Annotated in this window: 20 protein-coding genes; 12 read left to right on the top strand and 8 right to left on the bottom strand. The window is 61.8% G+C overall.

Annotated features, from left to right (window positions below):
* Nucleotides 1–234: 234 nt before the first annotated feature.
* The 5 genes from ACZ9HU_RS01695 to flgM form a co-directional block, all read right to left on the bottom strand.
* Nucleotides 235–1,008: a sigma-70 family RNA polymerase sigma factor gene (locus ACZ9HU_RS01695; protein ID WP_476101565.1), complete on the bottom strand. Its 774-nt coding sequence runs from the start codon at nucleotides 1,006–1,008 to the stop codon at nucleotides 235–237.
* Nucleotides 1,005–3,065 (bottom strand): flagellar biosynthesis protein FlhA, encoded by a 2,061-nt coding sequence (locus ACZ9HU_RS01690; RefSeq protein WP_476101783.1) that lies wholly within the window; start codon nucleotides 3,063–3,065, stop codon nucleotides 1,005–1,007. Before ACZ9HU_RS01690 ends, ACZ9HU_RS01695 begins: the two co-directional genes overlap by 4 nt.
* 86 nt (nucleotides 3,066–3,151) lie before the next feature.
* Entirely contained in the window at nucleotides 3,152–4,081 is a 930-nt protein-coding gene (locus ACZ9HU_RS01685) for a transglycosylase SLT domain-containing protein (protein WP_476101563.1), read from the bottom strand.
* Between the two features lie 116 nt (nucleotides 4,082–4,197).
* Nucleotides 4,198–4,557 carry a flagellar protein FlgN gene (locus ACZ9HU_RS01680; RefSeq protein ID WP_476101561.1) on the bottom strand — a complete coding sequence of 120 codons (360 nt, stop codon included), beginning with the start codon at nucleotides 4,555–4,557 and terminating at the stop codon, nucleotides 4,198–4,200.
* Nucleotides 4,557–4,853, bottom strand: coding sequence for a flagellar biosynthesis anti-sigma factor FlgM (flgM, locus tag ACZ9HU_RS01675; RefSeq protein ID WP_476101559.1), 297 nt, complete (start codon nucleotides 4,851–4,853; stop codon nucleotides 4,557–4,559). Before flgM ends, ACZ9HU_RS01680 begins: the two co-directional genes overlap by 1 nt.
* On the opposite strand from flgM, the gene ACZ9HU_RS01670 reads away from it, so the two are divergent.
* On the top strand, nucleotides 4,843–5,064 hold the full coding sequence (locus ACZ9HU_RS01670; protein ID WP_476101557.1) for a hypothetical protein: 222 nt from the start codon (nucleotides 4,843–4,845) through the stop codon (nucleotides 5,062–5,064). The two genes, flgM and ACZ9HU_RS01670, sit on opposite strands and share 11 nt — an antisense overlap.
* Here ACZ9HU_RS01670 and ACZ9HU_RS01665 read toward each other — a convergent pair whose 3' ends face one another.
* From ACZ9HU_RS01665 to ACZ9HU_RS01655, 3 genes are all read right to left on the bottom strand, one after another.
* Nucleotides 5,065–5,604 (bottom strand): flagella basal body P-ring formation protein FlgA, encoded by a 540-nt coding sequence (locus ACZ9HU_RS01665; RefSeq protein WP_476101555.1) that lies wholly within the window; start codon nucleotides 5,602–5,604, stop codon nucleotides 5,065–5,067. It lies immediately after the preceding gene.
* Between the two features lie 93 nt (nucleotides 5,605–5,697).
* Entirely contained in the window at nucleotides 5,698–6,189 is a 492-nt protein-coding gene (locus ACZ9HU_RS01660; protein WP_476101552.1) for a hypothetical protein, read from the bottom strand.
* Nucleotides 6,186–6,878, bottom strand: a complete 693-nt coding sequence (locus ACZ9HU_RS01655; protein ID WP_476101549.1) for a MotA/TolQ/ExbB proton channel family protein — start codon at nucleotides 6,876–6,878, stop codon at nucleotides 6,186–6,188. Before ACZ9HU_RS01655 ends, ACZ9HU_RS01660 begins: the two co-directional genes overlap by 4 nt.
* A gap of 255 nt (nucleotides 6,879–7,133) precedes the next feature.
* On the opposite strand from ACZ9HU_RS01655, the gene flgB reads away from it, so the two are divergent.
* From flgB to flgL, 11 genes are read left to right on the top strand one after another with little or no spacing between them, the layout of a single operon-like run.
* On the top strand, nucleotides 7,134–7,496 hold the full coding sequence (gene flgB / locus ACZ9HU_RS01650) for a flagellar basal body rod protein FlgB (protein WP_476101546.1): 363 nt from the start codon (nucleotides 7,134–7,136) through the stop codon (nucleotides 7,494–7,496).
* A 2-nt stretch (nucleotides 7,497–7,498) separates the two neighbouring features.
* Nucleotides 7,499–7,906, top strand: coding sequence for a flagellar basal body rod protein FlgC (gene flgC / locus ACZ9HU_RS01645; RefSeq protein ID WP_476101544.1), 408 nt, complete (start codon nucleotides 7,499–7,501; stop codon nucleotides 7,904–7,906).
* The gene (locus ACZ9HU_RS01640) at nucleotides 7,906–8,265 is read left to right on the top strand and encodes a flagellar hook assembly protein FlgD (RefSeq protein ID WP_476101541.1); all 360 of its coding nucleotides are present in this window, start codon (nucleotides 7,906–7,908) and stop codon (nucleotides 8,263–8,265) included. Before flgC ends, ACZ9HU_RS01640 begins: the two co-directional genes overlap by 1 nt.
* A gap of 31 nt (nucleotides 8,266–8,296) precedes the next feature.
* Nucleotides 8,297–9,112 carry a flagellar hook-basal body protein gene (locus ACZ9HU_RS01635; protein ID WP_476101539.1) on the top strand — a complete coding sequence of 272 codons (816 nt, stop codon included), beginning with the start codon at nucleotides 8,297–8,299 and terminating at the stop codon, nucleotides 9,110–9,112.
* A gap of 18 nt (nucleotides 9,113–9,130) precedes the next feature.
* The gene (locus ACZ9HU_RS01630) at nucleotides 9,131–9,877 is read left to right on the top strand and encodes a flagellar basal body rod protein FlgF (protein ID WP_476101537.1); all 747 of its coding nucleotides are present in this window, start codon (nucleotides 9,131–9,133) and stop codon (nucleotides 9,875–9,877) included.
* Between the two features lie 27 nt (nucleotides 9,878–9,904).
* Entirely contained in the window at nucleotides 9,905–10,693 is a 789-nt protein-coding gene (gene flgG, locus ACZ9HU_RS01625; protein ID WP_476101535.1) for a flagellar basal-body rod protein FlgG, read from the top strand.
* An 8-nt stretch (nucleotides 10,694–10,701) separates the two neighbouring features.
* Nucleotides 10,702–11,361, top strand: a complete 660-nt coding sequence (locus ACZ9HU_RS01620) for a flagellar basal body L-ring protein FlgH (RefSeq protein ID WP_476101533.1) — start codon at nucleotides 10,702–10,704, stop codon at nucleotides 11,359–11,361.
* 8 nt (nucleotides 11,362–11,369) lie between these two features.
* Complete coding sequence (locus tag ACZ9HU_RS01615) at nucleotides 11,370–12,473, top strand: flagellar basal body P-ring protein FlgI (RefSeq protein ID WP_476101531.1); 1,104 nt, start codon at nucleotides 11,370–11,372, stop codon at nucleotides 12,471–12,473.
* Nucleotides 12,470–12,799 carry a rod-binding protein gene (locus ACZ9HU_RS01610; protein WP_476101529.1) on the top strand — a complete coding sequence of 110 codons (330 nt, stop codon included), beginning with the start codon at nucleotides 12,470–12,472 and terminating at the stop codon, nucleotides 12,797–12,799. The genes ACZ9HU_RS01615 and ACZ9HU_RS01610 overlap by 4 nt, the downstream gene beginning before the upstream one ends.
* 4 nt (nucleotides 12,800–12,803) lie before the next feature.
* Nucleotides 12,804–14,138 carry a flagellar hook-associated protein FlgK gene (gene flgK / locus ACZ9HU_RS01605; RefSeq protein ID WP_476101527.1) on the top strand — a complete coding sequence of 445 codons (1,335 nt, stop codon included), beginning with the start codon at nucleotides 12,804–12,806 and terminating at the stop codon, nucleotides 14,136–14,138.
* A 17-nt stretch (nucleotides 14,139–14,155) separates the two neighbouring features.
* Nucleotides 14,156–15,079: a flagellar hook-associated protein FlgL gene (flgL, locus tag ACZ9HU_RS01600; RefSeq protein WP_476101525.1), complete on the top strand. Its 924-nt coding sequence runs from the start codon at nucleotides 14,156–14,158 to the stop codon at nucleotides 15,077–15,079.
* Nucleotides 15,080–15,085: the final 6 nt, after the last annotated feature.

The following is a 15,085-nucleotide window of genomic DNA, read 5'->3' as shown; positions in this document are numbered from 1 at the left end:
CTGGAACAACTCAAAATCAATGCGATACCAACCAAGCAAGGCTTCGTAACGGGCGGTAACTAAAACCAATCCAGCCTTATCTCCGCCGCGCGGCAGCTTTCAAAACCCGCGACCTCTCCCCCGAACACCACGCCTCCGCCAAGACACAACGCCGACAGTATCGGGATTGCAAAGGGCCCCCGCCCTTTGCCCGCCGGAGGCAAACCCCGAAACCCCAAAACCGCCCTGCAAAACCTACAAAATATCCGCCACATCCTGCAAAGCGCTGCGCAATTTATCGATGGCCTGCGCTTTTAACTGATGCACGCGGGGGATGGAAACCGACAGGACCTCGGCGATTTCCGCCAAATTCAATTCCTCGACGAAATAGAGTTGGATCACCAATTGCAGGCGTTCGGGCAATTGCGCGATGGCGCCCGCGACGCTGCTGCGCAATTCCTCGTCGGCCAGGAGGGAGAGGCTGTCGGGCGTGTCATCGGCAAAGGCCATGTTGCTGTCGGAATAGGCATCGTCGATGGCCTCGAAACGCAGGGGTTCAGACGCGTTGCGCAGGGCCTCCAGATCGCCAAGGGTCATGCCAAGCGCGCTGGCCAACTCGGTGTCATAAGGTTCGCGGCCCAGTTTGCCGGTCAGTTCCTGCGTCTTTTCCCGCATTAACCGCCGACGCTCAACCGCCCCTCGCGACAGGGGTACATGGCGGCGGATCAGATCGACCATCGCCCCCCGCACCCGCATTTTGGCATAGGCGGCAAAACCGTCCTCGGTCGGCCCCTGATGGCGCTGCGCACATTCGGTCAGGGCGACAAGGCCCGCCTGCATCAGATCTTCGACCTCTATCCCATCGCGGCCCGATGAATGGAGATGCCATGCAAGGCGGCGCACCATCGGCATAAAGCGGCGAACACGGTCGGCAGTATCACCGACATAGGCCCGCGCCACGCCGCCATAGGCGCGCGCCGCATCCCCCATCGGGCGGGCTTTGGCAAAGGATTGAGGATCGTGCTTCATGCGGCCACACTTTCAGCGGTCGGGCTGGATGGATCGAATTCGGGTGACGGCAGGCCCAGCGTCGGCGCAACGGTGCCGCCAATCACGGCAATGACTTCAACAGGTTGTGTTTCGGGCAGTTCGGAAATTGACATCACCACGCATCCCGGCGCCCGCAACCGCAACAGCGCAGCCAGAGGACGGCGCAAGCGCGGCTGAACGATCAGGGCAATGGTGGCCCCGGTCCCGCGCTCGGCGACGATGGCGGCGGCCTGTTCGCCAATGTTGCGGGCCAGGTCGGGTTCGATAACGGGCTGGCCGCTGATCGGGTCGACCAGACCGCCCGCGATCATGGCTTCGAGCGAGGCCTCCAAAGTCACCACCGGCAGACGTTCACGCGGCGAACAGATGCGCCCGACAATCATCCCGCCCAGATCGGCACGGACCAGATCGACGATGCGGTCATGGTCCTGCGTCACCTGCACCGCCTGCGAAATGGACGACAGGATCGGCAAGGGGTGCGCGATGGAAATGCCGTCTTCGAGCAGATTGCGCAGCAGGCGCGTCATCGCCGCCAGCCCCAAAGGCGTCGGATAGATCGTTTCGACCAACCCCGATGCGCGCGTCTTGATCGCCTCGATCAATGTCTTGACCTCGTCCGGGCCAAGCAGGAGATGCGCACGTTCGGACAAAAGCTGGTTCAATTGGGTGGCAATGATCGTGCTGGAATCGACGGTCAGGAACCCTTCGGCAATCGCCAGATCGCGCTGTGACGGGTCGATCCACCATGCCGGGCAACCAAAGGTCGGGTCATTGGTCGGTTCACCCTGAAGCCTTGCATGGGGGTTGGCCTCATTGGCGTCGATGGCCATGACCTTTTCCACCCGCAACGTCGCCCCGCCCAGCGAGACCCCGCCCAGCATGATGCGATAATCATTGGGCGAAATCTCAAGGGAATCGCGCACCCGGAATTGCGGCACGATAAAGCCGAAGCTTTGCGACAATTGCTTGCGCACACCCGTAATGCGGCTGACCAGAGGCGATCCGCGCCGCTCGTCAACCAGTTGCACCAGCCCATAGCCCAATTCGACCGTAACCAGCGTGTGATCGGACACATCCTCCAACGCGATGCGGGTGGGGTCGGCGACGACGGCGGGCGCGGGTGTGGCGGCCGCGATTTTGCCATTGGCCTCGCGCTCGCGCAGCTTTTTCCAGATGAAAAAGGCGATGCCCGCGGCGGGCAGGAACACCATCTGGGGCATGGCCGGTATCGCGCCAATCGCGCCCAGAATGCCCGCCACCGGCAACCATGTGCGGGAATCGGCAAATTGCCCGCCGATTTGCCCGGCAAGGTCGCGGCTGTCGGTGACGCGCGTCACGATCACGGCGGCGGCGATGGACAGCAACAGCGCGGGCACCTGCGCCACCAGAGCGTCGCCGATCGACAGACTGATATAACGGCTCGCCGCATCGCTGGCCGAAAGGCCGTGGGTGATCATGCCAAGGCAGAATCCGGCGATGATATTGACGCCAAGGATCAGCAGGGCCGCAATCGCGTCGCCCTTCACAAATTTGCTGGCGCCATCCATCGAGCCATAGAAATCGGCCTCGGTGGTGATTTCGCGGCGGCGTGCGCGGGCATCATCGGCGGTAATCAGGCCGCCCGCCAGATCGGCGTCAATCGCCATCTGTTTACCCGGCATGGCGTCCAGGGTGAAACGCGCCGACACTTCCGACACGCGGCCCGCGCCTTTGGTGATCACTACCATGTTGATGATCATCAGGATCATGAACACGAACAGGCCGACCGCGAAATTGCCGCCGATCAGGAATTCACCAAAAGCCTCGATCACATGGCCCGCCGCCTCCGGCCCTTCGTGGCCATGGACCAGAACGACGCGGGTTGACGCCACGTTGAGCGCCAGACGCAGCAAGGTGGCAAAGAGCAGAACCGTGGGAAAGGACGAGAAATCCAGCGGCTTTTCCGCATTCATCGACGCCATCAACACCGCAACCGACAGCGCGATATTAAAGACAAAGAACACATCCAGCATAAACGCCGGGATCGGCACGACCATCAACACGATGATGGTCAAAATGCCAAAGGGCAGCGCGAGTTGGCGCGGGCTGGCGATGGTCAGCAGTTTTTCCAACCCCGCCCCCGTCACATGCCGAACGAGCGCAGCCGCCCATAGGCGTTGCGCACGAATTCAGGGGTGGCGCCATTTTCCGACCCAAGGCCAAAGGTCGATTGCAACGTATCGGCCATGGACCGCGATGTTGATGGGGCCGCAGCCGCCGCCGTTGCGGCAAATTCCTGCGCCAATGGCCCGCCGGTGGGCGCCGGAGCCACGGGTATAGTCTGCGCCGAGCTATAGTCGGGCATCAAATCACTCTGCATGCTCCACCCCATGCCGCCTGCGGCCATGGCATCGGCGCTGATCCCTTCGGCGGCCAGCGCACTTTCCATCCGGCCCCGGATCAGGGCCATGACCGCGCCAACGCTGCGCGGGTTTCCGGCATCGTCGTAAAAAATCGAACGGTTTGCCGCCGCCGCGCGGGGCAAAAGGCCCGCCGCGCTTTGGTCGGGATTGGTGGACAGGGCAGACAGGAATTTGGCCGCGCCATCCGCGCCCAGGAAATGCGCGGTGTAAAGCTCGCTGGCGTCCGGCGCGCGGCCCAGAACGGCGGTCAAAGCATCGGCATTGTCGCTGGCCAGACTGGCCGCCATCATCGCGGAGGCATGCGGATCACCGCGCAGACCCAGCAAGGCCATCCGTTGCGCCGGATCGTTGAGAGCCGCCCCCGCGTTGCCCAGCCCCAGCATATCGCCATGCTTTTGCAGCGTTTGAAGCCATGTGCCATTGGTGAATTGGTAAAGGCCCGAAGCGCTGGACGCGCCATTGCGGGCGGCCGGGTTAAGCCCCGATTCCAGCCGCGCTTGCGCCGCCAGATAGGAGAAGTCCACCCCGGTCGCCCCGGCGGCCCGCGCAATGGCGGCGCGGACATTGCCGCCCGCCTGCTGGCCGGTGGCACCATGGGTTTTGTCTTGGTTGAATGCCCATGAAAGGGACGAAAGATCCGGCTGGCTCACGCCAAACTCCCAAAGAAAAAGGTTCGGGAGTTAATCAGCAAAAGCCGTGCCAAATGCGCAGCGCGCAAACAGGTTCCGCCACAGCCTTGCCAGCGCAAGCCGTGGCGGCGCACGGCCTACCCTCTTACCGCGGCATAGGCATAGGCGGGCGGATTGGCGCCGCGCGGGCGGTACACCGATGCGCCGCCGGTATAGGCGTCAAGCCGCGCCGCCACATTGGCGGCAATCAGGTTGCGAACCTGACGATTGACCTCATTCATCTTCTTGGCCGCTTCGAGCAGGCCCCGGCATTCATCGTCAATCGCCGTCACATTGGCCAGATCGATCACGTCGCAGATCTCGCTCTTGGCCGATGTCGTCCCCACGATCGCGTCCAGATCGAGCCCGGCCAAAGCCTGCCGCTCTTCTTGCAGGACGGCAACCATTTGCCGCAACGTATCACGCAGGTCGAAAGACGAAGAAGCCTTGGTCATCATCAAACTCGCAACATCATGCCAGCGGCGATCATGGCGTCGCTGATCTTGGTGGGAATGATTGGATAATTGCCGTCCTCGATGGCCTTGCGGATCGAGGCGACACGATCGGTGTCCACCGGTGCTTCACCCGCGTTGAGCGCGGTGGTGCTGACCACGGGTGCGCTTTGGCTGGCCGTGGTGGTGGATGCGCCGACGGTCTGTTCGGCATTACCCGACGAGGTGCCGACGGGGCGCACCGCACTGACTTGAATTTTTGGCCCAGAACTAATGCCAGGGCCGGAACCAATGCTGGCCATTGTACCGCTCCTTGCTTCTAACAAGGTCAAGAACGGATGGCCTTTGCCGGTTTTAAGGGTGGGCGGCAAAAAATTGCTAAATCTTGCCGGGTCGGGACAGAACGCCCCCAAGGATGGCAAAGGTCATTATCCATCAAAGGTGAAAAAGCGCTTAAAAGGCTCTTTTCCCCGGCCAATCCTTTGGCGCATCGCGTCAGGCGGCGGGGCATAATCATTCATGCAATTCCACCTGCACTTCTCCTGGGCGGGTAATTCGGCCACGAACGGCCTCATTCTGGGAATAGTTGTTGCCGGTCCGCAATGTGCGCACGCGGATCCAATCGCCCACCGCCCCGGCGTCCAGCGCCTCGCCCGGTTGGGAAACGGCAAAGCCGTCGCCGACCACGGCAATGGTGACAGATTCGCCGCGCGCGATGGCCGATGGCGCGTTTTCGCCTGCACGCACCGGCACAAAGATCCGCCAGCTGCCCGGATCGGGACATTGGACCAATACGGCATCGCGCCGGTTCGTCCGCCAGCTGAGCGCCAAAGGCGACATACAGGCGTTGAGCCGCAGGCGGCGATCCACCGGCATCATGGCCCCGCCGGTCTGCCCGATTGTCTTGCCCGTAAATTCAGCCACTTCGCGGTCAATGGCGACAAGGTCGGTGAAAGGGTTGGCGGCAAGGGCCGGGTCAGCGCCAAGCCATGAAAGGCCAGCAGCCAGCACAATCATGCGCAGAGTAAATGGGGTGAGAGGCTGTTTAAACATAACCATCCTTGCGGCGCGGGACAGTGGCGCGCGCCTGTTACAAGAATGAAAAAGCAATTCCCGTGCCAGATGCGGGGCCGATCCACACAGTGTTTACGCCGGCCCCTTGTCATATGCCAGCGCCGCCACCGCATCGATGTCCGTGGCGGTGGCGACAGGCTCGATCACGATCCGCGCCCGCGCGCCCCGCGCCCCGGCCGCCGCCGTCAATTGCGCGGCCAGGCGAAGCGCCTCGCCCTGTGCGGCGGGCGGATAACGCAGGGTGATCGACAGCAATTGGCGATGATCCACCTGTTGTTCGGCCAGCCATTGTCCCAGCGGCGGTGCATCGGGCGCCGGGCGCCAGATGGCAGAAGGCTCGCTGATGGCGGGCGGGGCGGGATCAGGGTTTTGCGCGGCTTTGGAATGTGTTTTTGTATCAGGCACTTCGGCCATAGCGGCGGCCGTCACCATGAACAGGATCAGCGACAGATCGGCCAGCATCGTTTGCCAGCCGACTGGTGACCGGGCAACAAAGGCCTGTCCCGAACGCAATCGGTCGCCGGGGCGTTCACCCGCATCGGTGTCTGAACGCAGGGAAATCATGCGGCAACAACGGGATGGTGATGGACACGCGCTTCATGCGGATGCACCCCGTCATGTTTGGGCATCATGGTCGGGGCAATTTCCGAACCGAACCAGCGCGCCAGTTTCGCCCGCGCTTCTTCTTCTTGACGCGCATGGCGTTCGACCACCCGCGCCAAGGGGGCAAGCAGCAGATTGGCCAGCACCAGACCATAGAGCGTGGCATGGACCGCCATGCCGATGGCCGTGAGATAGGCCGACCGATCCACCCCTTGCGCTGGCATTTGCGACAGGGAAATCAACGTCCCGGCCAATCCAAAGATCGGCGCCAGTTCGGTCGCCTGAACCAGCGTGCGGATCGCGGCCTCCACCGGGCCAAGCCGCTTTTCCCGCGCCTGCGCCAGTGCTTCATCAAAGCGGGCAATCGAGCGATGGGTCAAAAGCGCATGCAGCGCATCGTCAAATTCACCATCCCCGGTGCTGCGCGGATTGGCGCGAAGGGGGCCATTGCGTTGAAAATCCTGGGCCGCGCGGGCAAGGCCGGAACGCACCGCATCGGGATCAAATCGCGGCGGGGCAAAGATGCGGCGCAGCACGGTATGGACGGTATCGCGCACATCCTTTCGTCCACAGCGCAGCACCGTGGCCAGCAATGTGCCGCCCACAACGATGCCCAACGTGGTGCCATCAAACAGCGCGGATAGGTCCATCAGTCATTCGATCCTTTGGCTCGCACCAAAAGAACGGCGCGGTGCGGCAGGATTTCACCCCGCGGCCATCATTTGCCGCCAACCGGCAATCTCTTGCCGCCCGGCATGACGGCGGCAATTTCCGCCCCGATGGACATGGCGCGATTCAAGGCGGCAGCCGGGAATTGGCACGCTCTTTGCTGAACTACCGGCCTGAGCCCGTGCCTGTGCATCGGGCAAATGTTTCAAACCCGATTCAACCCGTGGAGCCATTTGATGAGCGATCCAGCCAGCAATACCGGACTGTTCGGCGTCCATGGCATGGCGCTGGAATTGCGGTCCCAACGCATGGGGCTGATCACCAGCAACATCGCCAATGCCGCGACCCCCAATTACAAGGCCCGCGACATTGATTTCAACGCCGCGCTGCAGGCCCGGATCAAGGGCGCCAGTACCGAACAGGCCACCGCCGCCGCCGCGCAATATCGCGTGCCGGTAATGCCCAGTCTGGATGGCAACACGGTCGAAATGGGCAACGAACAGGTCGCCTTTTCCCAGAACGCGGTGGGCTATTCTTCAACCTTGTCGATCATCGCGGGCAAGGTCGACACCGTCAAACGCGCGATCAAGGGAGAATAAGGATGGCCGGAAACGACCTCAACATCTTCTCTGTCGCGGGCCGGGCCATGTCGGCCCAGCAGGTGCGGATGAACACCGCCGCATCGAACCTGGCCAATGCCAGCGCCGTGGCCAGCAAGGAAGCCGATGCCTATCGCCCGATCAAGGCGGTTTTTGCCACACAGATGGACAAGAACACCGGCCTTGCCACGGTCAACGTGTCGGGCATCGTTCGGGCCAATTCGACGCCGGTGCGTCAACATGATCCGGGCAACCCTCTGGCCGATGAAAACGGCGATGTGTGGGCCGCGCCCGTCGATGAAAGCGCCGAGATGGTCGAGATGCTCGATTCCTCGCGCCAGTACCAAAACCTCGTCGAAACCCTTTCCACCGCCAAGCAGCTCATGCTCGACACCATAAGGATGAAGTGATGACCACAGTATCTGCCACCAGTTCGTCCGGAACGTCCGGCACAAACGAAAAAGGCATTGCCACCAATGGCGCGTCCTCGCTTGGTTTTGAGGATTACATCAGCATGCTGACCGCACAGCTGACCAATCAGGATCCGACCGAACCGACCGACAACAGCCAGATGATCGCCCAGATGGCCCAGTTTTCGACCCTGTCGGGCATTTCGGAACTGAACAAGACGGCCAATTCCATGGCGACCAAGCTCGGCTCGCTCGACAATCTGACCTCGCTGGGCACGTCGCTCAACGCGATCTCATCGAAACTCGATTCCATTCTGGCCGCACAACAGGCCGCCAATGGTTCCTCGACCACGGCCTGATCCCCTTTTTCTCCATCGCTAGGAGCCCATCATGTCCTTTTACACCAGCCTTACCGGCCTGAAGAACGCCCAGTCGGAACTGGATGTTCTCTCGCACAATATCGCCAACTCCAGCACGGTCGGCTTCAAGAAGAGCACGACCTCCTTTGCCGACATCATCTCGTCCTCGATCCTGACCGACCCCAGCCTGACCATCGGCATCGGCTCGCGCCTGTCGGCGGTGAAACAGCAGTTTTCACTCGGTTCGATGACCCAGACAGGCAACGCGCTGGATCTGGCCATCAATGGCGACGGGTTCTTTGTCGTGGCCAACCCGCTTTCGGGTGATGTGGGCTATACACGCGCGGGCGCGTTCACCGTGGACGACAGCGGTTATGTCAAAACCGACCAGGGCAACCGGCTTCAGGTCTACACGGCCGATTCAACCGGCGCGCCTACGTCGACAACTCTGTCGGATTGCGTCATTCCCGCCACCAACGCCACCGGCGCTGAATATACAGGTCTGACGGTTTCGAATTCGGGTCAGGTGATTGCTTCCTATAATGACGGCTCGACCGAATATGTCGGCATTATCGGCCTTGCCACCTTTACCAACAACAATGGCCTGAAACAGGAAGGCAACTCGGTGTGGTCATCAACCGGCCTTTCGGGCACGGCCAACATCGGTCAACCCAACACCGGTGGCTGGGGCGCGCTGATGTCGGGCACGCTGGAAATGTCGAACGTCGATCTGGCCAGTGAAATGGTCTCGCTGATCGATGCGCAGCGCTATTTTCAGGCCAATTCCAAGGCGATCGACACGTTCACCCAGATTTCGCAGACCATCATGAACCTGCGCACCAGCTAAACATAGAGAGGCAATGGGATGGACCGGCTGATCTATACGGCGGTTTCGGGCATGTCGGATTCGATGATCCGCGAACGCGTCATCGCATCGAACATGGCCAATACCAGCACCATCGGCTTCAAGGCCGAAAAGCTCTTTACCACGCCGATCACGTTAAAGGGACCGGCGCTGGAAGCACGCGCCATGGCCGAAGGCGAAGTGAAAAGCGCTGACATGTCAGCCGGCAACATCACCCATACCGGGCGCAAGCTGGACGTATCCATGTTGGGCGACGCCATGATGGCTGTGCAATCGATCGATGGCACGGAAAGCTATACAAGGCGCGGCGATCTGACCATTTCGCCCACGGGCGTTCTGGAAAATGGTGATGGCCGTCCGGTGATCGGCAATGGCGGGCCCATCACTTTGCCTCTGGACGCACAGGTGTCCATCGGCCCGGATGGCATGATCCTTGTCGCCAATGTCGAAAACCCCGGCCAGCCGCCCATCGCGGCCGACCGGATCAAATTGGCCAGCCCGGCCGGTTCAACTATCGCCAAAAGTCTGGATGGCCTGTTTCGTGTGGTGGGCGGGGGCGTCCTGCCACAGGATGAAAATGCCAAGCTGGTGCCCGAAAGTCTGGAACAATCGAACGTCAACCCGTCCGAAGTCCTGACCCAGATGATCCAGGCCCAGCGCCTTTACGACATCCGCACCAAAGTGATCGCCACGGCCAAGGAGGTCGATCAGTCCGGCACGTCGCTGCTGCGCCTGTCCAGTTCGTAAACCATTCCCTGAAAAAGGAAACGCCCGATGCCTTCCAATGCACTTCAAGTCGCCCGCACAGGTCTGGACGCCCAGGACACCCGCATGCGGGTCATCGCCAACAATCTGGCCAATGTCAGCACGACGGCCTTTAAGCGCGACCGCGCCAATTTCGCCACGCTCGCCTATCAGGACATGCGCGTGGCGGGTCAGGCATCCTCGACCCAGACCAATTTTGCCACGGGCCTCAACCTTGGCACGGGTGTCGGCGTCCAATCGACCACGCGCGTCGATGCGCAAGGCACGCTCAATTCAACCTCCAACGCGCTGGATCTGGCCATTTCGGGCAATGGCTATTTCCAGATCCTGCTGCCTTCGGGGCAATTGTCCTATACGCGCGCGGGCAATTTCAGCATGTCGGCCGAAGGGCAATTGGTGACATCGCAAGGCTACGTTGTGCAACCGGCCATCACCATTCCCCAAGGCGCCACTTCGATCACCATTGCCAAGGATGGTACGGTGTCGGCGCTGCTGCCCGGCGCGACGGCGGCAACACAGGTGGGACAGCTGACCATCGCCAGCTTTGCCAACCCCGCCGCGCTTCAGGCTGCCAGCGACAACCTCTATTCCGAAACGCTGGCCAGCGGCCCGGCCCAGATCGGCGCGGCAGGCACGAACGGGCGCGGCGATATTTCGCAGGGCTATCTCGAAGGTTCGAACGTCAACATCGTGACCGAACTGGTCGACATGATCGAGTGTCAGCGCGCCTATGAGATCAATTCCAAGATGGTCTCAGCGGTCGATGAAATGCTCAAGAACGCCAATCAGACGCTGTGAGACAATCCATGATCAACCGCTCTCTGCCGCTGGCGCTGATCGCCGCGCTTGTCCTGGCCTCTCCGGCACAAGCGGGTCGGCGTCCGGCGCGCGGTTTCGATGCCGCCCTGCCCGTGCCGCCCGCCTCGGCCCCGACCGAAGGCGCGATCTTCATTGCCGCGGCCGGTTACGCGCCGCTGGTGTCGGGCGCGCGGGCACAGCGGGTGGGCGACGTTCTGACCATCATCCTGTCGGAAAGTACGTCCACCGCCAAGACCAGCACCAACAAGACCCAGCGCACCGGCAGCGCCAATATTGCCGCACCCACGCTTGGTCCGCTCTCAATGACCTCGACGCCCCTTAATGCTTCGTCCTCCGGGTCGTTCAATGGTCAGGGCAATGCGACACAGACCAATTCCTTCAACGGGATGATCTCTGTGACCATTGCCGAGGTTCGACCCAACGGCACCGCATTGGTGCGAGGAGAAAAGCGCATGCTGCTGGCACAGGGCAAGGAGTGGATCCAGTTTTCTGGCATCGTGCGCCTGGCCGATGTCGATGCGGCCAACCAGATCCTGTCGGCCCAGGTGGCCGATGCGCGGATCGAATATGCAGGCGATGGCTCGGTGGCGCAAAGCGCGCGCGAAGGCTGGCTGTCGAAATTCTTCAGCTTCATCAGCCCGTTCTAAGGACGCCCATGCGTATCCCCTCCTTCCTCGCCGCCCTTGTGGCCCTTGCCTCCACCATGATGGCACCCGTGGCTCATGCCGAACGCGTGCGCGACATCGGCACCTTTTCCGGCGTCCGCTCGAACCAATTGACCGGCTATGGCATCGTGGTGGGTCTGGACGGCACGGGCGATGATACGCTGGATTACACGACCCAGGCGATGAAGGGCGTTTCGGGCCGCATGGGCCTGCAATTGCCCACCGGCATCAATCCGGGGCTGAAAAATGCCGCCGCCGTGATGGTGACGGCCGACCTGCCCGCCTTTTCCAAGCCGGGCCAGAGGATCGACATCACCGTTTCGGCCATCGGCAAGGCCAAGTCGCTGCGCGGCGGCGCGCTGATCCTGACCCCGCTCTATGGCGCCGACGGACAGATCTATGCGATGGCGCAGGGCAATCTGGCCGTGGGGGGCCTTGGCGTTGCGGCGCGTGACGGGTCGCAGGTTTCGGTCAACATCCCCACCACCGGGCGCATTGCCGAAGGAGCCACGGTCGAACGCGCGGTCAACACCGGCTTCGAAAGGGCGCCCGTGCTGCGCTACAACCTCAACAATGCCGATTTCCTGACGGCCCAGCGGGTGCGCGATGCGATCAACCTGCGCTATCCCGGCATGGCCAGTGCCGAGGACGCGGTCACGGTCGCGCTGCGCATGCCCGATGGTGCCGATACGCGGTCTTCGCTGATGGCCGCGATCGAGATGATCGACATCACGCCTGCCGAAGCCGCCGCCAAGGTCATCGTCAACAGCCGCACCGGCACCGTGGTCATCAACAGCGCGGTGCGCCTGTCACCCGCCGCGGTCAGCCATGGCAAATTGACCGTGCGGATCGATGAAAAAGCCCGCGTGACCCAGCCCGCGCCCTTTTCCAATGGCCGCACCGCCGTCACGCCCAGCAGCAACATCACCGCCGAAGAAGAAAAGGCCCGTATCGCGCTGCTGAAAAACGGCGCGTCCTTGTCCAAGATCGTCGATGCGCTCAATCTTCTGGGCGTCACGCCGTCGGACCTTGTGGCCATTTTGGAAGCGTTGAAGGAAGCTGGCGCTCTCAAGGCCGAGATGGTGATCATATGAGCGACAACACCATATCATCGGGCGCCGCCCCCACCACCACCGGCATCGGCGCTTCTCTGGATCAATCCGCACCGGCCCAGCCGACCAAGGCGCAGATCCACGAAGCGGCCCAGAAATTCGAAGCCCTGTTGCTGCGACAAATGCTGGCCGAATCCCGCAAGGTTGATTTCGGAAACACGCTTTTCAGCAACGAAGGCACCAAGACCTTTCGCGAGATGCAAGACAGCAAACTGGCCGACACGATGTCGCAGCGAGGCACTTTGGGCTTTGCCAAGATGATCGAGGCCCAATTGGCTCGCCAGACCGGCGCCACCAGCGGAGATTGAGCCGATGAGTGCGAACATGATCGCCATTGCGTCCACCGGGCTGAAAGCCGCCCGCGCCGCATTGGAAGTGACTTCCCAGAACATCGCCAATGCCGGCACCGATGGCTATGTCCGGCGCAGCGTAGCCCTGACCGAGCAATCGGCCAACAATCTGCGCGCCAGCTATGGCGAAGTGACCCAGTTGGGCGTGCGCGTCAGCGGGATCACGCGCAATGTCTCGGCCTTTTCCCAATCGGAGGTGCGCCGCACCACATCAGACGCCGCGCGCGCCGATACACTGGTCGATGGGTTGACCAATCTGTCCGACACGGCGGACAATTCCAGCGTCTTTACCGCCATCACGAATTTCCAGTCGGCGCTGTCGCAAATGACGTCCAGCCCGGCCAATTCGTCGCTGCGCGCCAATGTCGTCGAAGCCGCGCGCACCATGGCGCAAAGCTTTAATGCGGCCAATGCCGGGCTGAACTCGGCCGTCACCGGCGCGCAGAGCGAAGCATCCTCCGGGGTCAGTGAACTTAACGATCTGGCCTCAAGCCTGGCCACGCTCAACAAGCGAATTTCCGGCGACACGGACCCTGCCAACAACAGCGCGGGCCTGCTCGACCAACGCGACACGATCCTGCAACAGATGAGCGCGCTGACGAATATCAACACCACGTTCAACGATGACAACACCGTCACCGTCACATTGCCGGGCAGCCCGGCCTCGACGCTGGTCGATCATGGCACGGCAAACAGCCTGTCGATGACCACCGGCACCGATGGCAACATCAGCTTTGCCGTGGGCGCCAATGCCTTCACGCCGACGGGCGGATCACTGGCCGGACAGCAACAGGTCATCAGCGCGGGCGTCACGGCCAAGGCCAATCTGGACACAATCGCCAATTCGATGATGACCACCATCAATGATGCACAGGCCAATGGCGTTGACCTGACCGGGGCCACCGGATCGGCAATGTTTTCGGGCACGGGCGCGGCCAATATGGCGATGGTGTTGACCAGCCCCAATCAATTGGCCGCAGCATCGGCCGGTTCATCGGCCAGCAGCCAGAATGGCACCAACCTTAACGCCATGATCGGCGCGCTCGACAGCGCCAATGTCTCTGGCCAGATGAACGACTATCTCTTTGGCCTGTCCAGCGCGGTTGCCAGCAACACGACCATGCGCGACGCGCTCGACACCATTGCCAGCAATGCCAAGACATCGCTGGCTGCGGCATCGGGCGTCGATCTCGATACCGAGGCGGCGGCTCTGATAAGATACCAACAGGCCTATCAGGCTTCGAGCAAGGTTATCCAGATAGCCTCGACCCTCTTTGACCAGCTGCTGAATCTGTAACGGAAAGGCCAAGCACCATGACCAATGTCAGCACCAGCGCCTTTTATCAGAACGCCATCTCGTCGATGACGAACCTGCGCAAACAGACCGAAAAGCTGCAAACGCAGATCAGCACCGGCAATATGATCCAGAATTCGCGCGACAACCCTTTGGCCGCCGCGCAAATGCGCGCGCTTCAGGCCGCCGACACGCTGGCCACCGCCGACAAGGCCAATTCCAGCGCCGCCAAGACGCAATTGACCCAAACCGACGATACGCTCTCCAGCATCACCGACATCCTGTCGCAAATCACCTCGCTGACGACGCAGGCGGCCTCCTCCACCTTCAACGACAGCCAGCGCGCCTCGATCGGCCAACAGATCGGCGCCTTTTACAACAGCCTGATCAGCCTGGCCAACACCAAGGATTCAAGCGGCAACCCTCTGTTCGGCGGTCAGGGTACGGGCACGGCCTATACGGTTGATTCCAGCACCGGCGCCGTCACCTATAATGGCACGGCCACGGCCTCGACCATCTCGCTGGGGCCGGGCCTGTCGGTGACGACCGGGGTGACCGGGCCGGAATTCATGGATTTCCAATCAAAAGGCGTGTCGAAAAACATGCTGACGATGGTCAAGACGCTGGCCGATGCATTGCAGAACCCCACGTCGAGCGCGGCCGCGATTGCAACGGCCAATGCGGCGCTCGATGATCTGGGCGCGGCCACCCAATCGGTGTCGGCCAGCCAGACCGTGGTGGGCGCGCGGCTCGACTGGATCAACACCACGTCCAATATCCAGACACAGGCCGCCACCCAGCGCGCCAATCGCGAAGCCGATGTCGGCGGCACCGATTTAACCGCCACGATCGCTAAACTCAGCCAGCAGATGACCGTTCTTGAAGCGGCTCAGGCCAGCTTTGTCAAAGTTGCCAATCTTTCGCTCTTCTCGATGCTGAACTGATTGACC

Source organism: Novosphingobium sp. Sphag1I (genome assembly GCF_056279125.1).
The sequence above is the reverse complement of the archived record's forward strand: the minus strand, read 5'-3'. Positions and strand labels throughout refer to the sequence as shown.